At 28.6% G+C, this 23,824-nt stretch carries 20 protein-coding genes; all 20 read right to left on the minus strand.

The window, feature by feature from the left end; translation table 11 throughout:
- Nucleotides 1–379: 379 nt before the first annotated feature.
- A complete protein-coding gene (locus CUEA01_RS17710) occupies nucleotides 380–1,282 on the minus strand; it encodes an Rpn family recombination-promoting nuclease/putative transposase (protein WP_329604002.1) in 903 nt (300 codons plus the stop codon).
- Nucleotides 1,283–1,480: 198 nt separating this feature from the next.
- A complete protein-coding gene (rfbC, locus tag CUEA01_RS17715) occupies nucleotides 1,481–2,038 on the minus strand; it encodes a dTDP-4-dehydrorhamnose 3,5-epimerase (protein WP_234123145.1) in 558 nt (185 codons plus the stop codon).
- Between the two features lie 214 nt (nucleotides 2,039–2,252).
- Complete coding sequence (rfbD, locus tag CUEA01_RS17720; protein WP_234123147.1) at nucleotides 2,253–3,152, minus strand: dTDP-4-dehydrorhamnose reductase; 900 nt, start codon at nucleotides 3,150–3,152, stop codon at nucleotides 2,253–2,255.
- A 208-nt stretch (nucleotides 3,153–3,360) separates the two neighbouring features.
- Nucleotides 3,361–3,720, minus strand: coding sequence for a four helix bundle protein (locus CUEA01_RS17725; protein WP_234123149.1), 360 nt, complete (start codon nucleotides 3,718–3,720; stop codon nucleotides 3,361–3,363).
- 235 nt (nucleotides 3,721–3,955) lie between these two features.
- Nucleotides 3,956–5,008: a dTDP-glucose 4,6-dehydratase gene (gene rfbB / locus CUEA01_RS17730; RefSeq protein WP_234123151.1), complete on the minus strand. Its 1,053-nt coding sequence runs from the start codon at nucleotides 5,006–5,008 to the stop codon at nucleotides 3,956–3,958.
- 514 nt (nucleotides 5,009–5,522) lie between these two features.
- On the minus strand, nucleotides 5,523–7,211 hold the full coding sequence (locus tag CUEA01_RS17735) for an ATP-binding protein (protein WP_234123152.1): 1,689 nt from the start codon (nucleotides 7,209–7,211) through the stop codon (nucleotides 5,523–5,525).
- A gap of 144 nt (nucleotides 7,212–7,355) precedes the next feature.
- Complete coding sequence (gene rfbA / locus CUEA01_RS17740; RefSeq protein WP_234123154.1) at nucleotides 7,356–8,222, minus strand: glucose-1-phosphate thymidylyltransferase RfbA; 867 nt, start codon at nucleotides 8,220–8,222, stop codon at nucleotides 7,356–7,358.
- A 206-nt stretch (nucleotides 8,223–8,428) separates the two neighbouring features.
- Entirely contained in the window at nucleotides 8,429–9,358 is a 930-nt protein-coding gene (locus tag CUEA01_RS17745; protein WP_234123156.1) for a glycosyltransferase family protein, read from the minus strand.
- A gap of 45 nt (nucleotides 9,359–9,403) precedes the next feature.
- Nucleotides 9,404–10,525 (minus strand): glycosyltransferase family 4 protein, encoded by a 1,122-nt coding sequence (locus CUEA01_RS17750; protein WP_234123158.1) that lies wholly within the window; start codon nucleotides 10,523–10,525, stop codon nucleotides 9,404–9,406.
- Nucleotides 10,526–10,532: 7 nt separating this feature from the next.
- Entirely contained in the window at nucleotides 10,533–11,645 is a 1,113-nt protein-coding gene (locus CUEA01_RS17755) for a glycosyltransferase family 4 protein (RefSeq protein WP_234123159.1), read from the minus strand.
- 23 nt (nucleotides 11,646–11,668) lie between these two features.
- Nucleotides 11,669–12,490, minus strand: a complete 822-nt coding sequence (locus tag CUEA01_RS17760; protein ID WP_234123161.1) for a hypothetical protein — start codon at nucleotides 12,488–12,490, stop codon at nucleotides 11,669–11,671.
- Nucleotides 12,465–13,793 (minus strand): oligosaccharide flippase family protein, encoded by a 1,329-nt coding sequence (locus CUEA01_RS17765; protein ID WP_234123163.1) that lies wholly within the window; start codon nucleotides 13,791–13,793, stop codon nucleotides 12,465–12,467. The genes CUEA01_RS17760 and CUEA01_RS17765 overlap by 26 nt, the downstream gene beginning before the upstream one ends.
- Before the next feature lie 114 nt (nucleotides 13,794–13,907).
- A complete protein-coding gene (locus CUEA01_RS17770; protein WP_234123164.1) occupies nucleotides 13,908–14,933 on the minus strand; it encodes an acyltransferase family protein in 1,026 nt (341 codons plus the stop codon).
- A 92-nt stretch (nucleotides 14,934–15,025) separates the two neighbouring features.
- The gene (locus CUEA01_RS25195) at nucleotides 15,026–16,273 is read right to left on the minus strand and encodes an O-antigen ligase family protein (RefSeq protein ID WP_234123165.1); all 1,248 of its coding nucleotides are present in this window, start codon (nucleotides 16,271–16,273) and stop codon (nucleotides 15,026–15,028) included.
- 526 nt (nucleotides 16,274–16,799) lie between these two features.
- Nucleotides 16,800–17,804, minus strand: coding sequence for a hypothetical protein (locus tag CUEA01_RS17780; RefSeq protein WP_234123166.1), 1,005 nt, complete (start codon nucleotides 17,802–17,804; stop codon nucleotides 16,800–16,802).
- Between the two features lie 40 nt (nucleotides 17,805–17,844).
- A complete protein-coding gene (locus CUEA01_RS17785; RefSeq protein WP_234123167.1) occupies nucleotides 17,845–19,059 on the minus strand; it encodes a glycosyltransferase in 1,215 nt (404 codons plus the stop codon).
- A 45-nt stretch (nucleotides 19,060–19,104) separates the two neighbouring features.
- Nucleotides 19,105–20,349 (minus strand): glycosyltransferase family 4 protein, encoded by a 1,245-nt coding sequence (locus tag CUEA01_RS17790; RefSeq protein ID WP_234123168.1) that lies wholly within the window; start codon nucleotides 20,347–20,349, stop codon nucleotides 19,105–19,107.
- Between the two features lie 22 nt (nucleotides 20,350–20,371).
- Nucleotides 20,372–21,679: a UDP-glucose dehydrogenase family protein gene (locus CUEA01_RS17795; protein WP_234123384.1), complete on the minus strand. Its 1,308-nt coding sequence runs from the start codon at nucleotides 21,677–21,679 to the stop codon at nucleotides 20,372–20,374.
- Between the two features lie 42 nt (nucleotides 21,680–21,721).
- The gene (fcl, locus tag CUEA01_RS17800) at nucleotides 21,722–22,651 is read right to left on the minus strand and encodes a GDP-L-fucose synthase (protein WP_234123169.1); all 930 of its coding nucleotides are present in this window, start codon (nucleotides 22,649–22,651) and stop codon (nucleotides 21,722–21,724) included.
- A gap of 98 nt (nucleotides 22,652–22,749) precedes the next feature.
- Nucleotides 22,750–23,823, minus strand: a complete 1,074-nt coding sequence (gmd, locus tag CUEA01_RS17805; RefSeq protein ID WP_234123171.1) for a GDP-mannose 4,6-dehydratase — start codon at nucleotides 23,821–23,823, stop codon at nucleotides 22,750–22,752.
- Nucleotide 23,824 lies beyond the last annotated feature (1 nt).

Consider the following 23,824-nt stretch of genomic DNA (forward strand, 5'->3'; position numbering starts at 1 on the left):
GTTATCGACGCATTTTCAAGTGTCTTATCTTTATAGTATTATTATATCCAATTTTAATCACTACTTCATTATATTTTTTCAGTTATAAGTTTAGTTTCCATAATAATGACTGTTATCCTGACTATACGGAAAAATCTTTTTAACAAAAATAGAGTTAAGAAATACGAATCATTCTTAACTCTATTACAAAACTGATTAACTACTAAATTAAATCAACTATTTATTTTTATTCTTTAGTCCAATTGTGCAATTAATCACATCTTCAATCAATATTACTTTTATTGCATTGACATTTTTAGTTCTAGAATCACAATGCCACTATATCCAAGTTTCATTGATACCCATTACTTTTTTTCAGTGCACAATTTCCAGTAATAGCTTATTTTCTTAACTTTTTTATCTCCTCAATAGAAAATCCTGTCTTTAAGGCTATTGTTTCATCATCTAGAACGTCCAAAAGATTTCTTGCAATATCAATTTTGCCCTCTTTTATACCTCGTTTTATACCTTCCTTCATGCCCTCTTCTCTAGCTGTCTTTATTTTCGTCTTTTGGTCATGGATTTCTGCCTCTCTAGCCTCGTATGCCATTCTTGCTTTTTCATCTTTGCTTATTATTTGCAATTCATTGTAAGCTTTTTTTATTTCTTTATTCTTAGCTGCTAGCATTTCCATCACCCCCTTAGATTCTGTACCTATAAATTCCATCCACTGTGTTATATCAGCATTTTCATCTTTCTCTACATCTTTATTATTAAGTTTAGGTAATTCTAAATAGTGGATTTCTAATGTTTCTGTCAATCTATAGTTTGTTTCATCCTCTGTTATATGATAGCTTGTATGCAACTTATTTAGTGGTATACATTCAAAATCTAATATATTTATTGTTATACATTTCTTCAGTTTATCGTATGTATCTCCTGATTTTATTTGCGAGGTGTACATTTTTGACCAATAAAAAGTCGTTCTTTCAGCCATATAATCTGTTGATATTATTTGAATTTCTATATCTAGCTCTTTATCATCTTTTGTTTTAGCCCTTACATCTAAAATTCCTTTTTTATCCTCAGCAAACTGTCTTGGCAATTCATTATTAATTATTCTCAAATCGTTAAATGCAGATTCTTCTACATTAAGTATTGCACATAACAAAGCTTTTAACAACTCTATATTCTTTGAATCTCCAAATAATAATTTAAATGCAAAATCTATTTTAGGAGACATTATGAAATTATCATCTTCTGCTTTTTTATTTATTTTCTCATTTCTTTTTGTTCTAGCCACTTTACCAACTCCTACAATAATATATTTAATTATTGGTCTATAGTATTATTATATCCAATTTTAATCACTACTTCATTATATTTTTTCAGTTATGAGTTTAGTTTTCAGAACTATCGCTATTCTCTTGATGGTACATGCAAAAACTTTTTAATAAAAATAGAGTTAAGAAATATGAATCATATTTCTTAACTCTATTTTTTAAAGTTCTATTTTACATTCTGAAAGTCTTGGATGTTTTTGATCTTTATCTGACAGTATAATGTTGTCTATGCCTTCTGTAGGCCATTCTACATTTATATCAGGATCATTCCACATTATGCCTCCTTCGCTTTCTGGGTGGTAAAATTCTGTACACTTGTAGCAAAATTCTGCTTCCTCTGATAATACTAAAAAGCCGTGTGCAAAACCTGTTGGCACATAAAATTGTTTTTTATTTTCTTCGGATAGTGTAACACCTACCCATTTGCCATAGGTTTCTGAATTTTTCCTGAGGTCTACTGCAACATCAAAAACTTCTCCTTTTATTACACGTACAAGCTTTCCTTGCATATGTTCTTTTTGAAAGTGAAGCCCTCTTAAAACTCCCTTTTTTGATTTTGATTGATTGTCTTGAACAAAAATCATGTCAAGACCGGCTTCTTTGAATTCGTTATAATTATAGGTTTCCATGAAATATCCACGATTATCACCGAAAAGGGAAGGGGATATTATATAGACACCGGGTATTGATGTTTTGTTAAAATTAAATTTACTCAATTTGTTTACCTCCGTTTAAACAGAGTACGGAGTACAGAGTACAGAGTACAGTGAAGGTTAATTTTTCTGCTATCCGCAGAAAAATTTTTGAACTTATAGATGATTTTTTAATTCAGCTGCGCTGAATTATTAAGTTCTTAGATTTATCTGACGTGAGGAAGGTAAATCATCCTTCACTGTACTCTGTACTCTGTACTCTGTCATCTGTACTCTGTTATATGTTATCTTTACTCTTTTTTTCCAAGTTTTCTATAAAGCATTTTAAGGCTTCTTTCCAGTCTCGCATTTCGTCGCCGACAGTTGATCTTAGCATCATGTTGTCTAGTGAGGAGAAGGCTGGTCTTTTGGCGGCTCTGGCTAGGTTATCTGAAGTTGTTGGAGTTACGGTGCAGTTTATGCCGCTTAGTGTTATTATTTCCCGGGCAAAGTCGTACCAGGTACATTCGCCTTTACCTGTACAGTGATATATTCCGTATTCTTCTGTTAGAAGTATTTTTAATATGTGATATGCTAGGTCTTCTGCGTTAGTTGGGTTGCCCCTTTGATCGTCTACAACATCAAGATGACCTTTTTCTTTTCCTGCTTTCATTATTGTATATACAAAATTTTTACCGTAGTAGCCATAAAGCCATGCGGTTCTAACTATGAAATATCTAGTGCAGTTTTCTTTTACGTATTGCTCCCCTAAAAGCTTTGTCTTTCCATATACACTTACTGGGTGAGGAATATCGTATTCTTTAAAAGGTATGTTTCCTTGACCGTTAAATACGTAATCTGTTGAAACATGAAGCAACTTGGCATTAACTTTTTCAGCTACAATTGCCAAGTTTCTTGGACCTAGTGAGTTTACTTTAAAGGCTGCATCCATATCAGTTTCACATTTATCTACATTTGTGTAGGCAGCACAGTTTATTATGGCATAAGGCTTAAAGGAAGTAATGTAATCTGTGACTTCCTTTAAATTGGTTATGTCAAAATCGCTATGACTCAAATACTTTACTTCTAGATCGGAATAGGAGTTGTCTATTTCGCCTAGTTCAGACTTTTGAGCTTGTAGGATTTTTTTTAGCTGGGCTCCAAGTTGACCATTGGAACCAGTAATTAATAATCGCATTTAATCACCCCGTGAAACCAAAGTACAAAGTACAAAGTACAAAGTACAATGAAGGTTAATTTTTCTGCTATTCGCAGAAAAATTTTAAAAACTTATAGATACATTTCAGTTCAACTGCGTTGAACTTTTATTATTTCATATATTTACATTAGATAATAATAAATTACACCTCATCGCACCTTACACTCTAGTATTTGTAATCTGGAGTTTATTCTAAATTTAAGTGTCTCTTAGTTGTTGAAACTGTAGCACTTAATATTCTGCAAAGTTCTTTACATTTATATAAAATTTGTGGTTGTTGTTCTTTTATATATCCTGTTGCCATGAATAATTGAATCCAATATTCAGTTTCTTCTGCCTCTTTAAGTGCTATATTCATTTTAGTTAAAAAATCTCGTTTGCTTTGTGCACTTACTCCCTCTTTTACATTTGCTCCAATACTTGTTCCCGATCTTAAAATTTGCTTTGCTAAAACCATATCTTTGCTTTCACCAAGCATTTGCTTGTAAAATCCTATTATTTCTATAGCAAAAGCAAATGACTTTTCTTCCATTATATTTATACCCACTTTGAACACTCCTCATAAAATAGTTATTTAAAATATTAACCACTTACAAGAAGAATATTCAATACAAAGTACAATGAAGGTTAATTTTTCTGCTAGTCGCAGAAAAATTTTTTAACTTATAAACCATTTATTATAGTTCAGCTACGCTGAACTATTAAGTTTTAAGATTTATCTGACGTGAGGAGGATAAATCATCATTCTTTGTACTTTGTACTTTATACTCTGTACTTTGCTTTTACATTTTATAATAGTTTTTATAATAGTTTTCGTATTCTCCAGAAGTTAGTCTTTCCATCCATTCTTTATTTTGCAAGTACCATTTGATTGTTTTTATGATGCCCATCTCAAAAGTAGTTTCTGGGTACCAGCCTAGGTCGGTTTTTATTTTTTGTGGGTCGATGCCGTATCTTCTGTCGTGGCCTTTTCTATCTTCGACGTATTTTATTAGGGTTTCGTCTACGGTAGCATCTATATTGTCGTGAATAAATGAAATTATGGTTTTAACTATATAGATATTGTTTCTTTCGTTGTGTCCGCCTACGTTGTAAACCTGGCCGATTGTTCCTTTTTCTAGGACCATATCTATGGCTTTGCAGTGGTCGTCTACGTAGAGCCAGTCTCTTATATTCATGCCGTCACCGTAGATAGGTAGTGGTTTTTTATTGACGCAGTTGTTTATGATAAGTGGAATTAGTTTTTCTGGAAATTGGTATGGTCCGTAGTTGTTTGAGCATCTTGTTATGTTAAGTGGCATTTTATATGTATCATAATATGCTTTAACCATTAAATCTGCTGATGCTTTTGAGGATGAATATGGGCTGTGTGGGTCAAGAGGCGTTGTTTCCATGAAGTAGCCTTCTTTTCCAAGTGAACCATAAACCTCATCTGTTGATACTTGAAGATATTTTTTACCTTCTTTAAAACCATTTTCTGTCTCCCAGGCATTTTTAGCTGCATTTAATAGTGTAACTGTACCTAAAACATTTGTTTTTGCAAATAATTCTGGTTCTCTTATACTTCTATCTACATGTGATTCTGCTGCAAAGTTTACAACATAATCTACATCATATTTTTGAAATAAAGCTTCTACAGCTTCCTTATCACATATGTCTGCTTTTACAAAAGTATAGTTTGGATTTTTTTCAATGTCTTTTAAATTTTCTAGGTTTCCTGCATAAGTTAATTTATCAACATTAATTATGTGTATATCTTTATGTTTTCTTAACATATAGTGGACAAAATTTGAGCCTATAAAGCCTGCGCCACCAGTTACTAAATATGTTTTCATAATAAAACTCCCTTTTTTCAGAGTACAAAGTACAAAGTACAGAGTACAGTGAAGGATGATTTTTCTCCGTTACACTACGAAAAATCTTAAAACTTATTTTTTGATTGCTTACGAAATCGCACCATATATGGCGCTCAGCGGAGCTTACAACATTTAAATTTAAGATTTACTTGAGTAAAACAAAGGGTAAATTGTCCTTCACTATACTCCCTAACCTTTACTCTGTTTCTCGGTTCTTAATATTTATCAATTACAATTGAACGTTTTTAGTGCCATAAACACCATTGATATTAAAATTATATAATGTATGAAAACACAGCAGGTTAATATTCTTACTGTGTTTTCCATGCTACAACTCTTATGAAAATTTAATTATTTAATATTAATTCAAACATTTGCTTCGTCTCTTTATCCACGTTTCCACCACCTAGGCCTTATATACTTCATACTAACATTAAAGACTGTGAATTTCAACTATAGAATAATTGTAAAAATCTCTTTAAATCATAATATTTTAGTAATAATTTATTGTTCCTTTGCCGACTACAATAATCAATACTTTCTTTAAATTTTTACTTTCTAATTCTTCTTGTACCAGTTTACTTTCGCCATAGCTTTTAAGTTGTTTTAAGCCTTGCTCTTTTACTTTTTCTAGAGTATTTTTTTCACTTTCTTTTATATATTTTAGCTCTATAAGCCACTCAAATTTGGTTATGTCCTTTAGCTGGATTTTTCGTTTTAACAAGATATCTACATAGCCTTTGTTATTTTCTTCTTCGCTTTTTATGAAATATGTTGCATCAACGCCTAGGAGGCTGAGAAATATCATTTTAATATTTTTTTCATCCATTTGTATAAGATCTCTGTTAGATAAGTTTTCTAATAAATCTTTTACAATTTCTATTAAAAGTTCAATGTTTCCGTTCATTCTCATCTCAGTTACCGCAGTTCTTACTTTTTGAATTTGGATATTATAATCCTCACGCACTTTTTGGAAGTACTGTTCCCAATATATGGTTTTGATTACGTAATTAGGCACTTTAAGTATGGTACCATTAGGCCCCTTTTCCTTTATAGTAAGCATTCCTAGATAAAATAGTAGAGATTTAAAGTTTTCTTTTTCGCTGTACATAGTATTTATATTAAATCTATCTACTAAAATGGTTGAGGTTTCACCAGTGGACATTATTTCCTTTAAAGCCTCATTATCATTAAAGTTATGAGCTAATTGATTAACCTTGCCGTAATCTGTTTTTACATTGTTGTCTATCATTTCTTCTGGATAACAATCATAAGCTAAATATCCATCAAGAAAATACATTGCCATGTCCGGATTAAAAACAGATTTACTATTTGCATTAAATTTATAGCCGTTATAATATTCCGTCATATCTTTGCAGATTTTACTTTTAAGTTCTACACCTTTTAAGCCTACTTCCTCCATAAGCCATGACAGTTCATCCCTTGTAAAACCAAGCATGGAATTAAGTTTTTCATCTAAGGTGTAATTTCTTGTTATGTTAAAGCCGCTGGTTAAATCATCTAGCATTATAGGACTTACACCTGTCATAAATATTCTTGTAAAGTTGTCCATAGTAGCATCCTTTAGAGCTTTATAAAAAACTTTAACAAAACCTTCTCCGTGCAATATAGTGTTATAAGTATTCTGCTTTCCTCCTGTAATTAGTTCATTAGCAAAATTATCGTATTCATCTATAAGGACAAAAACTTGCCGATTTATTTTTGCTGTCAACATTGATATGTACTCCACTAAAATTTCAGCACTTTTTATTTCTTTTGGAATAATTTGCTCCCCAAGTAAATTTGAATAGTAACTTATAAATTTCTGTACAGATAAAACTACCTTTTGATTAAAGCTATTTCTAAGTTCTTCTTCTCCATGACCTGCATCTATACCTGCAAAGCTGATTTTCCAAACGAGAAAACTGTTTCTCTCCTCTGTTGGATTTTTTCCTATGTAAAGATTTCCAAATAATTCTTGAAATTTATCTTTTTTATTTATGTCATAATAATTCTCAAGCATTGATATAAATAAACTTTTTCCAAACCTTCTTGGTCTTATAAAAAACTGATATGGAGCGTATCTATCAAGTATTTCAATATATGAGGTTTTATCTACATATAAATAATTCTTTTTTCTTAGGACTTCAAAATTTGAAATTCCATATGGCACTCGCTTCAATTAAACCACCTACTTTTTATCTTATACCATTATTATATCCAATTTTCATTGTTACTTCATCACTTTTTTCAATTCACAGTTCACAATGCACAATGAAAAATAGGGGTAAGAAACTTAAATGTCTCTTACCCCTATTGCCTATTTTTATAAATTCACTAAATTAATAAGATACTGACCATAATCAGTTTTAGCTAAAGGGTCTGCTAATTTTAATAATTGGTCTTTATTTATGTATCCATTTGTATATGCAATTTCCTCTAGGCAAGCTATATAAAGTCCTTGGCGCTTTTGGACAGCTTCTACATAGTTTGCCGCATCCAAAAGACTGCTGCAAGTTCCGTTGTCAAACCATGCCATGCCTCTTCCAAAAAGTTCGACCTTAAGCTTTCCTTTTTTCAAATATTGGTTATTTACTTCTGTTATTTCAAGTTCACCTCTAGCAGATGGCTTTATATTTTTTGATATATTTACAACTTCATTATCATAAAAATAAAGTCCTGGAACAGCGTAATTTGATTTTGGATTTTCTGGTTTTTCTTCTATAGATATTACATTATTATCTTTATCAAACTCAACAACACCAAAAGCTTTTGGATTGCTTACATGATATCCAAATATTGTCGCCCCTTCTTTCCTTGTTGCTGCATTTTGAAGCCTTTCTGTTAGGTTATAGCCATGGAACAAATTATCTCCTAAAACCAATGCAACGCTGTCATTTCCAATGAATTTCTCTCCAACTATAAAGGCATCCGCAAGTCCTCTTGGTTCTGCTTGAACTGCATATTCAAATTTAACACCAATTTGACTTCCATCGCCCAATAATTCTTTAAAACAGTTCATATCCCTAGGTGTTGAAATTATTAATATTTCTCTTATTCCTGCAAGCATTAAAACAGAAATAGGATAATATATCATAGGTTTATCATATACTGGAAGTATCTGCTTTGATACGGATTTTGTTATTGGATAAAGTCTTGTGCCAGAACCTCCGGCGAGTACTATTCCTTTCATGATTAGGCTCCTTTTATACTATAATATTTTATTATAGTTTTAATTATAGCTGTTTAAATATTTATTATCAACAGGTGTTCTCAATATAAAAAATACACCATACCTATATTGATATAGTGCATTACATAGTTATTTATCTTTATATTTTAAATACTTTTTCTAAAATAAATTAAATTTTTTATGAACTATTAATTGCATTCTAAAAATTACTTACTAATTAATTTTTTAACAGATTTATAAACTCCAATTTTCCTCGCATACCTAGATACAGTTATCTTAAAAATTGGCGAATAAAACTTTTTAAAGCTTTCATTTACCTGTTTATTTTCACTTATATTGTCATCCATTTTTATATCGTCATTCAAACATATATCAACATCATATTTCTTTGTGTTACCCGAATGTGTTCCTGAATTATCTGTACCTATGTTTTTTACAAAGGACTTAGCTGGATATACTGTGTATTTATTTTGGACAAACTGATTATAGCACCAACGTATAGCCCATGAATCTATTTTCCCCTGTCCTTGAAGTTCTAGCATATATGACATATCATACCCTGTTTCATTAAATGCTTTTCTTACATTTCTATTTTTGACTGCCTGCGCATAATAGTCTTTACTCCAGTTTACAGTACTCCATTTGTCTTTCCATGTAGCCCATCCCCAAGAACAACCTCTTTTAGTGATATATATATCATTATCGTATCCATTTAAATTTATTGGAGGAGTATATCCACTTATAGACCATATATCAGCTTTATCCTTATACACTTCCAAGGCTTTATTCATATATTTTATAAAACTTCTTGAAGTTATAAGATCATCCTCTAACACTATAACCTTTCCATACTTATTTATTACTTCTGTAACTCCTGATATAACTGAATTTGCCAGTCCCTTATTCTTTAGCGCCTCTATTACATGTACTTCCTTAAACCCTTTTATTGTTCTTATATATTTTCTTACTTCTTCTACTTTACATTTGTTTTTATATGCTGCATTTTCCCTGCAATTATCTGCGTATATAAATAATTCCGTATTCTCAGCTTCATAATTATTTTTTAAAGCTTCTACTGTTTTTTTAGTGTGATCTGGTCTGTTGTAAACAAATAACACCACTGGCGCTAAATCCATATCTATTCCTTCTTTCAATTAATGAGTAATAAATATAGCTATAATCTATTTGCTGTATTTAGCCAATTCAATTGCTTCTATAAAATTATCTCTTGACCTATTAAAATTCCACTCAGAAATTATCTTTTGTGAATTTTTGCCCATTTCTTCTGTATTACTGCCTAATATACGGTTAATTTTTTCTATTAAATCATCTAAATTATACGGACTGAACGTATACCCATTTTCACCTTCTTTGACCAAGTCCATACTGCAACCACATATTTCAGACACCAATACTGGTAAACCTGTTGCCATCGCCTCATTTACTACTAATCCCCAAGGTTCATATATTGATGGAAGTATAAAAACATCTCCTACTGAGTAATTCTTAAATAATTCATTTTGATCTTTTATAAATCCAGTAATTATTGTATGTACATTTTTTTGTTGTGAATAATTTATTATTTCTTGTTCGAGCAATCCGCCTCCAGCAATAAAAAATACAATTTCCTCTTTAACTTGTGAAATAGCATCAATGACAATTTTTAAATTCTTAACTTCAACTAATCTTCCAGAATACATTATAACTTTTTTATTCATTTGTATATTATATTTTTTTCTTAATTCACTTCTTATAGTATTTTTATCTTTTATAATTTTTTTAATACTTTCAATGTCAACAGTTAAACATTGATTTACAATTTTACTTCTATTATAGTTAAAATTTTTAGCAAAATATTCTCTACTTACTGTTCCGTTTCCCCAAATTGCTTTGCTATTATTTATAACTAAACCCTTTAATAATTTTTTTAATTTATTTTCTTCCATTGAAATTCTATTTGTAGATATGCCATCAAAAAATAATAAATATGGCTTTTTTATAATTCTACATATAATTGATAATACTATATATGTTGGTTGTTCATATCCACCTAATATTATATAATCAGCTTCTTTTATTAATTTTATCAAACCAAAATTTAAATAACCATACTTTTTACTTAATAAAACACCGTTTAATTGCTTTTCTTTAATTTTTTTTGCCTCATCAACCTTCCAAGCTCTCCCTTGAAGATTTTTATCCGTATAACATACCGTTACGTCAAATGTATCAACTTCTGATATTTTTTCTAATTGCTTCATTCTATATGGAGCTCTAGCATTTGTAACAAAAGTTATTTTCATACACTCACTACTTTCCCTTTATAATAATTTTCTCATAGTTTTTAATAAAATTTTTAATCGAATGTTTTTCCTTATAATCTTCAAAAGCCTCATCAATTCCGGATTGAAATACATCTATATTTTTAATTGTATATTGAAGCTTTTCCCCTAAATCAACAATGTTTTCAGCTTCATATATAACTCCATTTGAATATTTACTTACAACACTTGGAAAATGTATTATATTTGGTACCACAACTAAATTTTTATTATTTATAGCTTCAGTTAATATTCCACTTTCTCCATTGAATATTTTTCTATATGGCAAAACAACAATATCACTTGATTTAAAATATAATTCTACCTCTTCATCTTTTACATAACCAAGATTTAAAACTACATTTTTATTTGCCAAATGCGATAATTTTTCTTCAATAAACTCTCTTTTAAATGTTTGTTCTTGACCTGCAATAATTATATTAGCTGAACTATTTACTTTTTCCAAAGCATCTAAAAGTATATCTACCCCCTTATCAAATCTAGTTCCTCCAAAATATAAAATTGTTTTATATTCTTTAACTAATTTAAGGTTTAATTTATTTTTTGCAGTTAATTTATCTATACTAGATGTTTTTAGGGTTGGATAATATACTAACTCAACATTATTTATACCTGCTGCTTCTAATCTTTTTTTTACATCCTCAGTGTGAACAATAACCCTTAATCCCTTATCTGAAAGCTTTTTTAATAATTTTAATTTAGAACTCCTATTTGGAAACCAATGAAGTGTAGCAATCAATTTACTTTTTACTGGCAGAAATACTTGAAGCATGTATAATGGTATTATTATATGATCTAAATACAACAATATAGCAACATCAATATTTAGCTTATGTATCATTTTTCTCATTTTAAATAACACCAATAATTCACTAAACATTCTAATAATTCTATTGTTACTTGCAAGTGCCTTAATTTTAACAACAGTAACTCCATCATTATTAAGAAGTTCTTCTTTTTCATTTTCTATAGAATTACTTGTAACGTAATACTTTGTATCAACACCTTGTAATTTCATTACATTATGATTATAAAAAAAATGGTGTCCATCATTTTTTAAATCAAAAAATAAAGCCTTCATATACACTCTCCCTTACTTTCCAATTAAAGACTTCTATGCTTAACAAATCCTATCTTAAACAACAAATCCTTTATATCTTCTTTTAAAATAAAATTCTTAAGGCTAGCTTTTCTCTGAGACATAACTATTCTTGGATAATCAGAATTTAAATATTTTTTATACCTTATTAATCTGTCATATGCAGCATATTCCCAAGGTCTATCCCCATATTGAGATGGATCTCTATACGGCACTATACCTTCCTTTTTGCACAGCAAACTAAATATTGATTGATCATGCCTATGATCCACAAAACATTTATTTTGATTTTCTTTATCCATAAAATCAGTAAGGATTTTTTCATCTTTACAATAATCAAAATATTTATTTATAAACTCAACAGTATACTCACTTTTTTTAACTACAAAATATGTTGCTAACATCTGATTACTTTCAAAGTAGCTCTCTTCATTGCAATCCATTAATAAAAATGCTTCCTTTTTAGTCCATTGCTTTTCAATTAATGGTAATTCAAATGCCATTATATCATCATTATTCTTTTCCATCGCTTGTATAAGTTTATCTACTTTATCTACATAAAACGCACCTGAATCACAATATACTATATAGTCATCATCTTTAGCTTGGTCAAGGGCTTTTAAAATGATATAAGGTTTCCAAAGCCAGTAACCACCACCCCTTTTATGTGATAGAATATGCTCATACTTTTTCTTGAACTCATCATCTAAATCTTTGGGGGAATATTCTATAACTAAATCAACTTTTCCTTTTTTATAAGCAGTTTTTGTATTGTAATCTTGTTGCTTTTTAAATTTATCATCAGCATAATTTATTGCAATTTTCATTTTTATTAACCCTTCTTTTAATTTTTATATATACATCAATCGAGCACATTACTGTACTTATCAATAAACATATAATGTTAGAAAGCATTACTCCAATTGTTCCTAAATTAAACACCTTAATTAGAATTATAGCTAATGGTATATTTACTAAACATGATATTATAGCTGATATAGTTTGTATTCGTATTTTTCCCATACCATTCTGTACATTTACAAATATTCCATTAAAGCATATTAACCATGCATAAAAAGCACACAAATATATTAACTTATTATCGACAACCAAGTTTTTCCCAAGCCATAATTTAGTTATAAGATTAAATTTAATCAATATACCAATAATCACAATAGCTGTTGGTATAAGTAAAAATAGCAATTTGCAGATAGCATTTTTTATCCAATTAAAATTTTCTTTAATAGTAGCTTCTGCCACAGAAGACCATAATTGTATTAATAAAATTGAATAAATAGTAGAAATAACCTGAAATAGTTTGGCTGTTATTGAATATGCTGTTACTTTCTCTGCCCCTATAAAGCTTGATATGATAAAATTATCTGTTGAAAATAAAACCAACGTTGCAATCTGTAAAATAAAAAATTCTAACCCTATACCTATAAGATCCCTACCTACCTCTTTGTTGTGATATTTAATACTTGGTCTAAATTTCTTATCTATTACAATTACAGCTGTAAAAACAATATTTGAAAATGAATTTGCTACTAAATATAAAATAGCAATATTTATTAAACTTGCATTTGTAAATTTTCTTAATATTATTAACCCTGCTAATGTTAATAAACTTGTTATTGTCTGAAATAAATTAACTAATGAACTTTTATGTATTCCAAATGCAATTGAACTACTTAAGCCCAAAATGAAATTTATGCAAAAATTAACTATAACAATTACTAAGCTAATTATTATCTCGTATCTTGATAAAGTGTTACCTCTAAACACTGCATTCGTATTTATAAAAAATGTTGCAAATATTCCGACCACGAAAATAACAATAGATATTACAGTAATATAAATATATGCATTTGATATGTATTCTTTTAATCTTTTATTATCATTTTCTGTAACACATTTGGTAACTTTATTTCTCAATCCATTTCCTATTCCAAAATTAGATAACGCCGCCCATGATATAATAGTTAAGATAGTTTGCCATATACCATACCTTTCGTTATTTAAATATTTTAGAGTTAATGGGATTGTTAAATATGTTATACTCATATTTATTAATCTAAAAACAAAGTTAAGTGCTGTGTTGAATAGGTATTTATTTTTTATAACTTTCATATTACATTTCCTCATCTAATCATTAATATAGTTAACATTATATAATTAATACGTTATTATAAATGTTTATTAATAGCACTTAATTTTTTAGTATGATAAAATAAAAAATTCATTTCATTGTTTCAAATCCTGTTGCATTGTTTTTTGTTTACCTAATATAAACGAAAAATATTTATTTATAATGTAAATAAACGGCATAATTATAAGTAAACTAAAAATAGTAAATATACATCCCCATAATAAAGAGGTATTTGTATTTATCTTAAAAATTTTATTAAAAATAAGTTTTAAAAGTTCTAAAGTCTTGGGATGCAATGCCAATATTATGAAACTATTAGCACCTATATAACTTAATATTGTGGATTTATTTATAATATTAGCCAAAAGCACACATACCATAATACCACTAAAAGCTGATATAAGAAAATAAAAATACTTTCCATATTCATTATTATACATATACACAACTGTATTTGCCTCGCTTGTATAAATTAGCAAAAGCGAGCTTATTATCGCAACTATTATTTTGGTTAAAATCTTTGCATTAACAAAATTATATTTTAATCCATTTACTATGTAACCAAATCCATAAAAAATAATTGCAGTAAAGGCAATATCGATTCCCCATGGCAACATATAAACCATATATTTACTATCAATAAATCCAATAAATATAAAAGCTAACAATACTACTAAAAGTCCTAACTTTCCCCTTACGAATCTACTTATGAAATAAAACAACATTTCAGTAACAAATAAACAAGGTATAAACCATAGTACACCATCAAAAATCATATAATTGTGAATGTTATTGGCATAAAAAATTCCTAACATTGGTTTAAATATATTTATTCCTATTGAATTTTTCATTATTCTTCTTTCTACTACTACCCAAAAAATATATGTCAAAACTGAAAACACAAAATAAGGAATCAAAAGACTCTTTATTTTTTTCTTTAAATACGTTAAAAAATTACCTTTTAATTTAAAAGTATATCCTGATAAAAAGAAAAATAATGGCATATGAAATGATAATATTAACTTTAAATTACTATTTGGTATTGATGTATGCCCAAGTATTACTAATAGCATAGCTATACCTTTAGCAACATCAATCCACTCAATTCTTTTATTTTGCATAATTTTTAACCCCATAATAATTATTTTGTTAAACTAATTTAAAACAACACATTAATATACTTTGTATTTCGCTCTAGCAAACGGTAAAATCACTAACTTTTAAATGTTTTAAACCTAAATGTTATAGCCATAAGAATTGCAAAACTTAAGCCATCATCCAATCTCCAAATAAAATTAGGAGTAAATAATGTCATTACTATAGTAGCAATACAAAATCCCAAAACTGGCATTTTATACCTACTTTTTATTTTGAAAATATTAAATATAATATAAACAAAAAATATAGAAAAAATGAGAACACCTATTACTCCCATATCTAGAAATATCCACAGCCAAAAACTATCAACAGTAAATGTATTAACTCCATTTAAACAATACTGAGCTAATAGTCCTCTTCCACAAAAAAAGCTTAATATATTTTTTGACATTAAATCGCCTATAATTACAAATTCACTGCTTCTTGTACTCAAACTTGTATCTTTATTAAAACTATGATTACTATAAATAATATTAATTCTATTTTTTATATAGTTATTAACTAATCCATTAAGAAAATCGTTATTATTATAAAAGTACACAAATATTGCCAAAACAATAAATATAAAAATAATACTTTTAATAATATAAGCAATTTTTAGCCTTTCTTTATAAAAAAATATATAATATAAAAATAATAATATAAATGTAACTGCAAAAGCTATTATTTCTGTTCTTTCCTGTTGAGTTATTAATGCGATTAATATTAACACAGTTACTATAGATACATGAATATTTTTGCTAAGTTTGAATTTATTAGTCATTATGTAAAATATAAAAAACACAAAAAGTGATACAAGTAATGTTTCATTACTTCTAAATAAGTCATATGACTGTGATAAATCATACCTTTTTTTGTATTGATATATATTTGCAACACTTGCAACAATTCCTAATAACATTAATTTTTTTACAATTTTATTTTCATCTTCATTACAAAACATATAGTTCAATACTAGATAATCGAATAAGACTAAAAAAATATTTCTTACAATTCTTATAGCACTAATGTCATTTATAAAAATTGATATATATCCATAAAATAAAACATATATAGCTATACTAGCCAAAACCTTTATACTATTTTTATTATGTCTAAACGATAAAAAAATTTTTTTAATTGAATCTTTCTTTAATAAAAAAGTTATTATAATTAAAAGTGCCAAAATATCAACTATAGACATTTTTATTCCATCTGCAATAGATATTCCATAATCCGATACACCTGGTATTATACATGATAATATATATATATATACCAAAATGTACTTATCTACAATTTTCTTACCATACCCTTTAACCACACAAACACTCCTAACCATATTTATTTCATATACTCTTTTGCTTAATCATCGTTTAACAAACATCAGTTAATATTTATTTTTCATACAAAATCATCATATTAACATTTTACTCCATATACTAACATCTTTTACTACTATAAAACTTTCTTTAAGAGTTTTTCTAATCTTGCATCTCTTATTCTAAATATATCTTTTATAACTTGATATTAACTAAAACTTATATAACACAATTAAATTAAATTTTTACACTTTAAATCTTTAATAATTTTACCTAATAGAAATAGAAAACTACCCATTGAATATTTATACTTATTAATAAAGCAACCTCTAATTATGCATATCACTGCAATTATTCCCAACGTAACAGAATCCTAGTGGTTGTTTGTGAAATGTGCTGCATTGTTGCTAATTACAATCGTTAGCAACATAATAATAACTACCATACTATCATTCATATTATTTATACCTTTTATTTTTCCTATGTTACTTCTCTTCCTTTAAGATAGACTTGAGCCTTCTATATTTTTTAATTTGATTCAATCTTATACTTTACTAACCAAATCACATCTAATACTGTCTTTAAAAAATTTCTTTTATATATTCCCATACATCTTTTAGCCAAATTCACAAAATCTTCTTCATTTAAATTGATTTTCTTTTTACTTATTTTGTTAAACATATATTTAAAACCTGTTTTCTTCTCAGCTGGAAGATGCCATATCACTAAATTTAAATCTTCTTTATTAACAGTATTAAATTTAAATGTTGTCCACATGCGTTTTATGTAATTATTAGCCACTATGTTATTAACACCTATTTTATGATAAATCATACTTAAAAAATGTGCTTCTTCTGTTAATTTTATATCCTTTTTAGTGTATTGTTCAAAATTTACCTTCCATAAAAACTTATACTGCTCATTAATTAGCTTTATGCTACTTACTTTTGCTGCTAATATCTCTCCACCATAATAGATAACATCACTTTTTTCGTTATAAAACTTTTCATACAATTGTCTCATCTCTATTGTAGTTATTCCATTCATTCTGTAATCTAATGGCGTAGCTTCACTATATGCTATAACTTTATTTGTATCAATATCTTCAAATATCTCATCTGACTTTTTTACAAAAACACAATCGGAATCTAAAATTAAAAACTTATCACTATCTTCATATTTTTTTTCTATATATGCTAATATATCAAAAATATAAAATTGATTTCTCCATGCTCCAAACCAATCTTTTGGAGTTTTATATGTTAAATTCAGATTAACTATTTCTATTTCATTGCAATTAAAGAACTCATTAAAATTCACTCCATCGACATTTGAAGGCAACTCTTTAACATTAGTAAAAAATATATGCTTATCTTCCTTATTAAACAACAAACTGCTATAATAAAAGTCATATATACATTTCCAATATACCTTTTGAAATTTTTCGCTACTTGGCTTTCCTCCTACTTGAGGATAAAAACTTGAGTCCTCTTCATCTTCAACAAATAGCCAACTGCATATATAATTATTCATATGCCCCTCCTAGATTCAATCATTTATCACTAATATACCTTTATTCTTCCATGATTAAATTTAATGTTTTATAAATTTCTATATACTTATTCACAAATTTATCCACCATATAATTATCTTTATACTTATTAAAAGCATTAATAGAATACTGCTTTATTTTTTCTTCATCACCTAAAAAATCAACTATTGCTTTTTTCAATTGTTCATGATTACATTTCTCTATAAGTATACCACATTCATTTTCAAGTTGCTCACCTATTCCACCAACATCAAATGCTATAACCGGCAAAGAATTTGAAAAAGCTTCTATAATTGTAGTAGGAAAATTATCTTCTATTGAAGTTGATAGAAAGACATCTGATGCTTTGTATATTTTGTTAAGCTCCGCTTTATTACTTATGTATCCCAATTGAATTAAATTTTTATACTTTAAATCTTTAATAATTTTACCTACTGAAATAAATACTATATCGTCATTAAAGTTATCTAATACTTTAAATAAATATTTTATTCCTTTTCTTTCATCATTAGGATCTGCTGCTACAAATAAAACCACCTTTTTATCTAATGGGAGTTTTAATTCCTGTTTTAACTCAAATTTGCTTTTTGATACAATATTCTTATTATCTACACCATTTGGTATAACAGTTATATTGTATTGTTTTAAAAATGATTTTTTAAATTCTTCAGCTAACCACCTAGATGGAGATACAAACATTACTTTTTCTTTATTAAGTAAGTTAAATACATGTTTTTTCTCCATCCAAATGCTCTTCGATCTATCAATATACCTTGCAGGATACAAGTATTTATGTTCACATTTACTGCACCCATCTATCCATTTTGTGCAATTGCCAGGAAAAGCACAGCTTCCTGTAAAAGGCCATTCATCATGTAATGTCCACACTACTGGTTTATTATGTTTATTAATTAGTTTTATAAGTTTAATCATATCAATATAGTAGCCATGTATATTGTGTAAATGTATTACATCAGCCTTTTTTATATAGTTTTCAATTTCTTTGCTAAAATATACATTCTTAGACTTACCAAAAAACCTATTTGATAGCGCAGACATATATATATCAAATTTATTACAAACATTTATAGCGGCTTCATCCTCTGCCTTACCCCTTCCATAAAGAAAAACAGAGTTATTATCCGTATTATTATTTATATAATTGTGAATACTATTTGCAATGCTTGCAGCGCCACCGCCACCAATATATCTAGTATTTATTTGTAATATATTCATACTTATCACCTATATGCTATTATAATCTTTAAGATTTTTATATATTTATTGTACTAATTCTGAAATAACCTTACTGTACTTACCAATTGATAGTTCTCTCTTAAGTTTATTTTCTAAGTATTGTCTGCCATTTAGCCCTTTTTCAATATATTCCGCTTTATTGTTAAACATAAATTTAATTGTTTTCTTAAATCCTTCATAATCTCCAACATCATTACATACTCCACATTTAGCATCTTCAATTACCATTCTAGCTTCCGAACCACTTTCTAAAACACCTAATACTGGCTTTCCACTTGCCATTACACCGTATAATTTACTAGGAACAGAAACACCTTTAATTCCTTTGGCGTTTATAACCAAATGAACATCAGCAGCATTTAATGAATATATTAAATCCTCTTTATTTTGATATGGTATGAAATATACATTATCTAAATTGTTGCGATTTTTAGTGTCCATCAATTTTGATTTAACTGAGCCATCTCCTACAAATGCAAATGCAATATCTTTATTTCCCTTAAATTCCGATAAAGTTTCAACTATATTTTCTAAATCATAATATAATCCTAAATTTCCCGAATACATTACTATATATTTATTTTCTAAATTATATTTTTTCTTAAAAGCTAATATTCTATCATGATTTGGTGCTAAAGGATAAACAGCAGCTTCATCTATCCAATTATTTATAACAACACTTTTGGGTATTCTCTTTCCTTTAAATCTGTTACTTAGTGTTACTTGCATATCTCTGCCAACTACTACAATCATATTTGATTTTCTGCAACTAAATTTATCTACAGCTCTAGCAAAGTTTAATATAAATCTATTTTTTGCATATCCAACAGCTTCAGTTTGCTCAGGATTAAAATCTTGGATATTGTAAACAAACTTAGCCCTTTTTATTAACTTTCCTATTACCCCAAGTGTCCCACCTAATATTGGCGGCTGCGATATACTAAAAACCACATCCTGTTTGCCTACTTTAAAGGTTGCGCATATAGCATTAAAAAAATATGATAATATATTTTTAATCCTACTCAGCTTATTCTTTTTATCGAATTCAGGTACCCTTACTCGCAAAACATTAATTTCTTTATACTTTTCATAATAAAATCTTTTATCTTTATACTTATCTTCTATTTTTCCACTATAGCTTGGTACTACGCAAATGACAGTCACGTTAAATTTCTGTTGAATTCCTTCACCTAGCTCTGTTAATATCTGACCTGTAGAAGCTACATCTGGATAAAAATAATGAGCATATATAAGTAAATTTTTTTTCATTACAAACCTCTTCTAAATAAATTTATCTTCCAACACAATAATACTTAAAACCTTTATTTTCAACAATATCCCTAGGGTATATATTTCTTAAATCAAAAAAACAATTACCACGCATACATTCTTTAATTTTATCTAAATCCAAACTTCTAAATTGATTCCACTCAGTAATAATGACTAACCCATCTGTTTCCAAAGCAGCTTCATATTCATCATTACAAAAATCTATCACATCAATAACATTTTTTAATCTCCATCTAGCTTCTTCCATTGCTTTAGGATCATACACCTTAAATTTAGCACCTCTTTTAGCCAATTCATTAATAATTGTAATTGATGTTGACTCTCGCATATCATCTGTATTGTTTTTAAAGGCTAATCCAAGTATTCCGAAAGTTTTACCTTCAACCTCGCCCATTGCCTGCAATATTTTATCAACCATTCGTAATTTCTGCCTATTATTAGCTTCTATTGTTGAACTTACTATTCCTAGTTTACAATCATAATCCTTAGCTATTTTAACTAATGCTTGTGTATCCTTAGGGAAGCAGCTTCCACCATATCCAGGTCCAGCATGTAAAAATTTAGATCCAATTCTTCCATCCATCCCCATTCCCTTTGATATATGTTGTATATTAGCTCCTACCTTCTCACACAATTCACTAAGTTCATTTATAAAAGATATTTTTGTAGCCAAAAAAGCATTAGAAGAATACTTAACTAATTCTGCTGTTTCTATATTAGTAACTAAAAAAGGAGTTTCATTTAAATACAATACTCTATACACTTGTTTCATGATTTCTATTGCCTTATCTGATTCAGCTCCAAGTACAACTCTATCAGCATGTGTAAAATCTTGAATAGCAGAACCTTCTCTCAAAAATTCTGGATTTGAAACCACATCAAATTTAAAATCCAATCCTCTTTCAGATAAAACTTCTTTAATTGCACTTTTTACTTTTTGACCGGTTCCAACTGGAACTGTTGATTTATCTACAATGACTTTATATCCATTCATATATGCTCCAATATCTCTAGCAACTTGAAGAACATACTGCAAATCCGCACTTCCATCTTCTGCAGGAGGTGTGCCTACTGCTATGAATATAACATCATTTTCTTCAACAGCCTTTTGTACACTAGTTGTAAAACTAAGACGCTTATAATAAACATTTCTATCAACCAAATCTTTTAAACCTGGTTCATAAATAGGTAATTCTCCATTCTTTAGCTTATTAATTTTTTTCTCATCTTTGTCAACACAGGTAACATTTAAGCCAAAATCAGATATGCATGTTCCACTGACCAATCCAACATATCCTGTTCCTATCATAGCTACTTTATTCAATTAGCGTTCACCTCTATAAAATAAAATTTACTTTATTGAATTTACGAACCATTCATAACTATCCTTAATTCCATCTCTAAGTTCAATCTTATATTTCCATCCAACACCTTCAAGTTTACTTACATCAAGAAGTTTTCTAGGAGTACCATCTGGCTTATCACTATTAAACCTTAACTCCCCATTAAACTCAACAACTTCTTTAATTATCTCAGCAAGTTCTCTTATTGTTACTTCTTTGCCTGTTCCGATATTTACATGCTCTTCACCATCATAATTTTCCATCAAATAAACACAGCCATCTGCCATATCATCAACATGTAAGAATTCTCTTAAAGGCTTTCCAGTTCCCCATACTTCAACGAAAGGTTCATTATTGACTTTTGCTTCATGGAATTTTCGTATAAGTGCAGGCATTACATGTGATGTTTCCAAATCAAAATTATCATTAGGTCCATATAAATTTGTTGGCATACAGCTTATAAAATTATCTCCATATTGTTTTTTGAAGAATTGGCACATTTTAAGTCCAGATATTTTTGCAAGTGCATAAGCCTCATTTGTTGGTTCCAAATATCCAGAAAGAAGATATTCCTCTTTAATTGGCTGAGGACACATTTTAGGATAAATACATGAACTTCCCAAAAATAAAAGTTTTTTAACTTTAAAATCATGTGCTGCTTTTATAACATTATTTTGTATTTCTAAATTTTCATATATAAATTCTGCTGGATATGTACTATTAGCATTTATCCCTCCAACATGCGCTGCTGCTAAAAATACATACTCAGGCTTTTCCTCTTCAAAGAATTTTCTAACTTCTAATTGATTGGTTAAATCTAATTCCTTATGAGTTTTTCCAATCACATTTGTGTACCCTTTACTTTTTAAATTTCTAACTATTGCTGAACCAACAAGTCCTCTGTGCCCAGCAACATAAATTTTACTATCCTTTTTCAAAAACTTCACCCTCTAAACTATTTATAGAAATTCTAAAATAAATCTGCTATTTATTCTTATAAAATTTATAAAAACAAATAGCAATTTACTAATTAATATTATTTAGTACTTGCAGCTTCTAAATACTCTTTTGTTCCCATCCCTGCAATTTCTTTCATATCACTATCAACCATCATTTTAACTAATGCAGGGAAATCAACTTTTCTTTCCCAACCAAGTTCTTTTTCAGCTTTTGTACAATCTCCCCATAAAAGCTCAACTTCAGCAGGTCTAAAGTATCTTGGGTTAACATCTACTAGTAATCTTCCTGTAGCTTTGTCATATCCCTTTTCATCTACTCCAGTACCCTTCCACTCTATATCTATTCCAACTTCTTTAAATGCAAGTTCAACAAATTCTTTTACTGTATGCGTCTCATTAGTTGCTATTACAAAATCCTGTGGCTTTTCCTGTTGTAATATTAACCACATAGCTTCTATATAATCACCAGCAAATCCCCAATCTCTTTTAGCATCTAAATTTCCAAGGGATAACTTTTCTTGCTTGTTAGCCATTATACTAGCAACAGCCCTTGTTATTTTTCTTGTTACAAAAGTTTCTCCTCTTCTTGGAGATTCATGGTTAAATAATATTCCATTACACGCAAAAACATCATAAGCTTCTCTATAGTTTACAGTTATCCAGTAAGAATATAGTTTTGCAGCACCATATGGGCTCTTTGGATAAAATGGTGTTTTTTCGCTTTGAGGTGCTGTTCCTGGAAGTCCTCCAAATAACTCAGATGTTGAAGCTTGATAAAACTTGCATTTTAATCCGCTTTCTTTAATTGCATCTAATATTCTAAGTGTTCCAATTCCATCAGTTTCAGCAGTATATTCTGGAACTTCGAAAGATACTTGAACATGACTTTGTGCTCCTAAATTATATATTTCATCAGGATGAACTTTTTCTATTAATCTATTTAAATTACTTGAATCTGTTAAATCTCCATGATGAAGAAATAATGTTTTATTTCCTATCTCTGGATTTTCAAATAAGTGGTCTATTCTCTTTGTATTAAAAGTACTAGCACGTCTTATTATGCCATGTACTTCATATCCCTTTTTTAACAAAAATTCTGTTAAATATGAACCATCCTGTCCTGTTATTCCTGTTATAAGCGCTTTCTTCATT

This window comes from Clostridium hydrogenum, from assembly GCF_021432385.1.
GTDB classification, from domain to species: Bacteria; Bacillota; Clostridia; order Clostridiales; family Clostridiaceae; genus Clostridium_S; species Clostridium_S hydrogenum.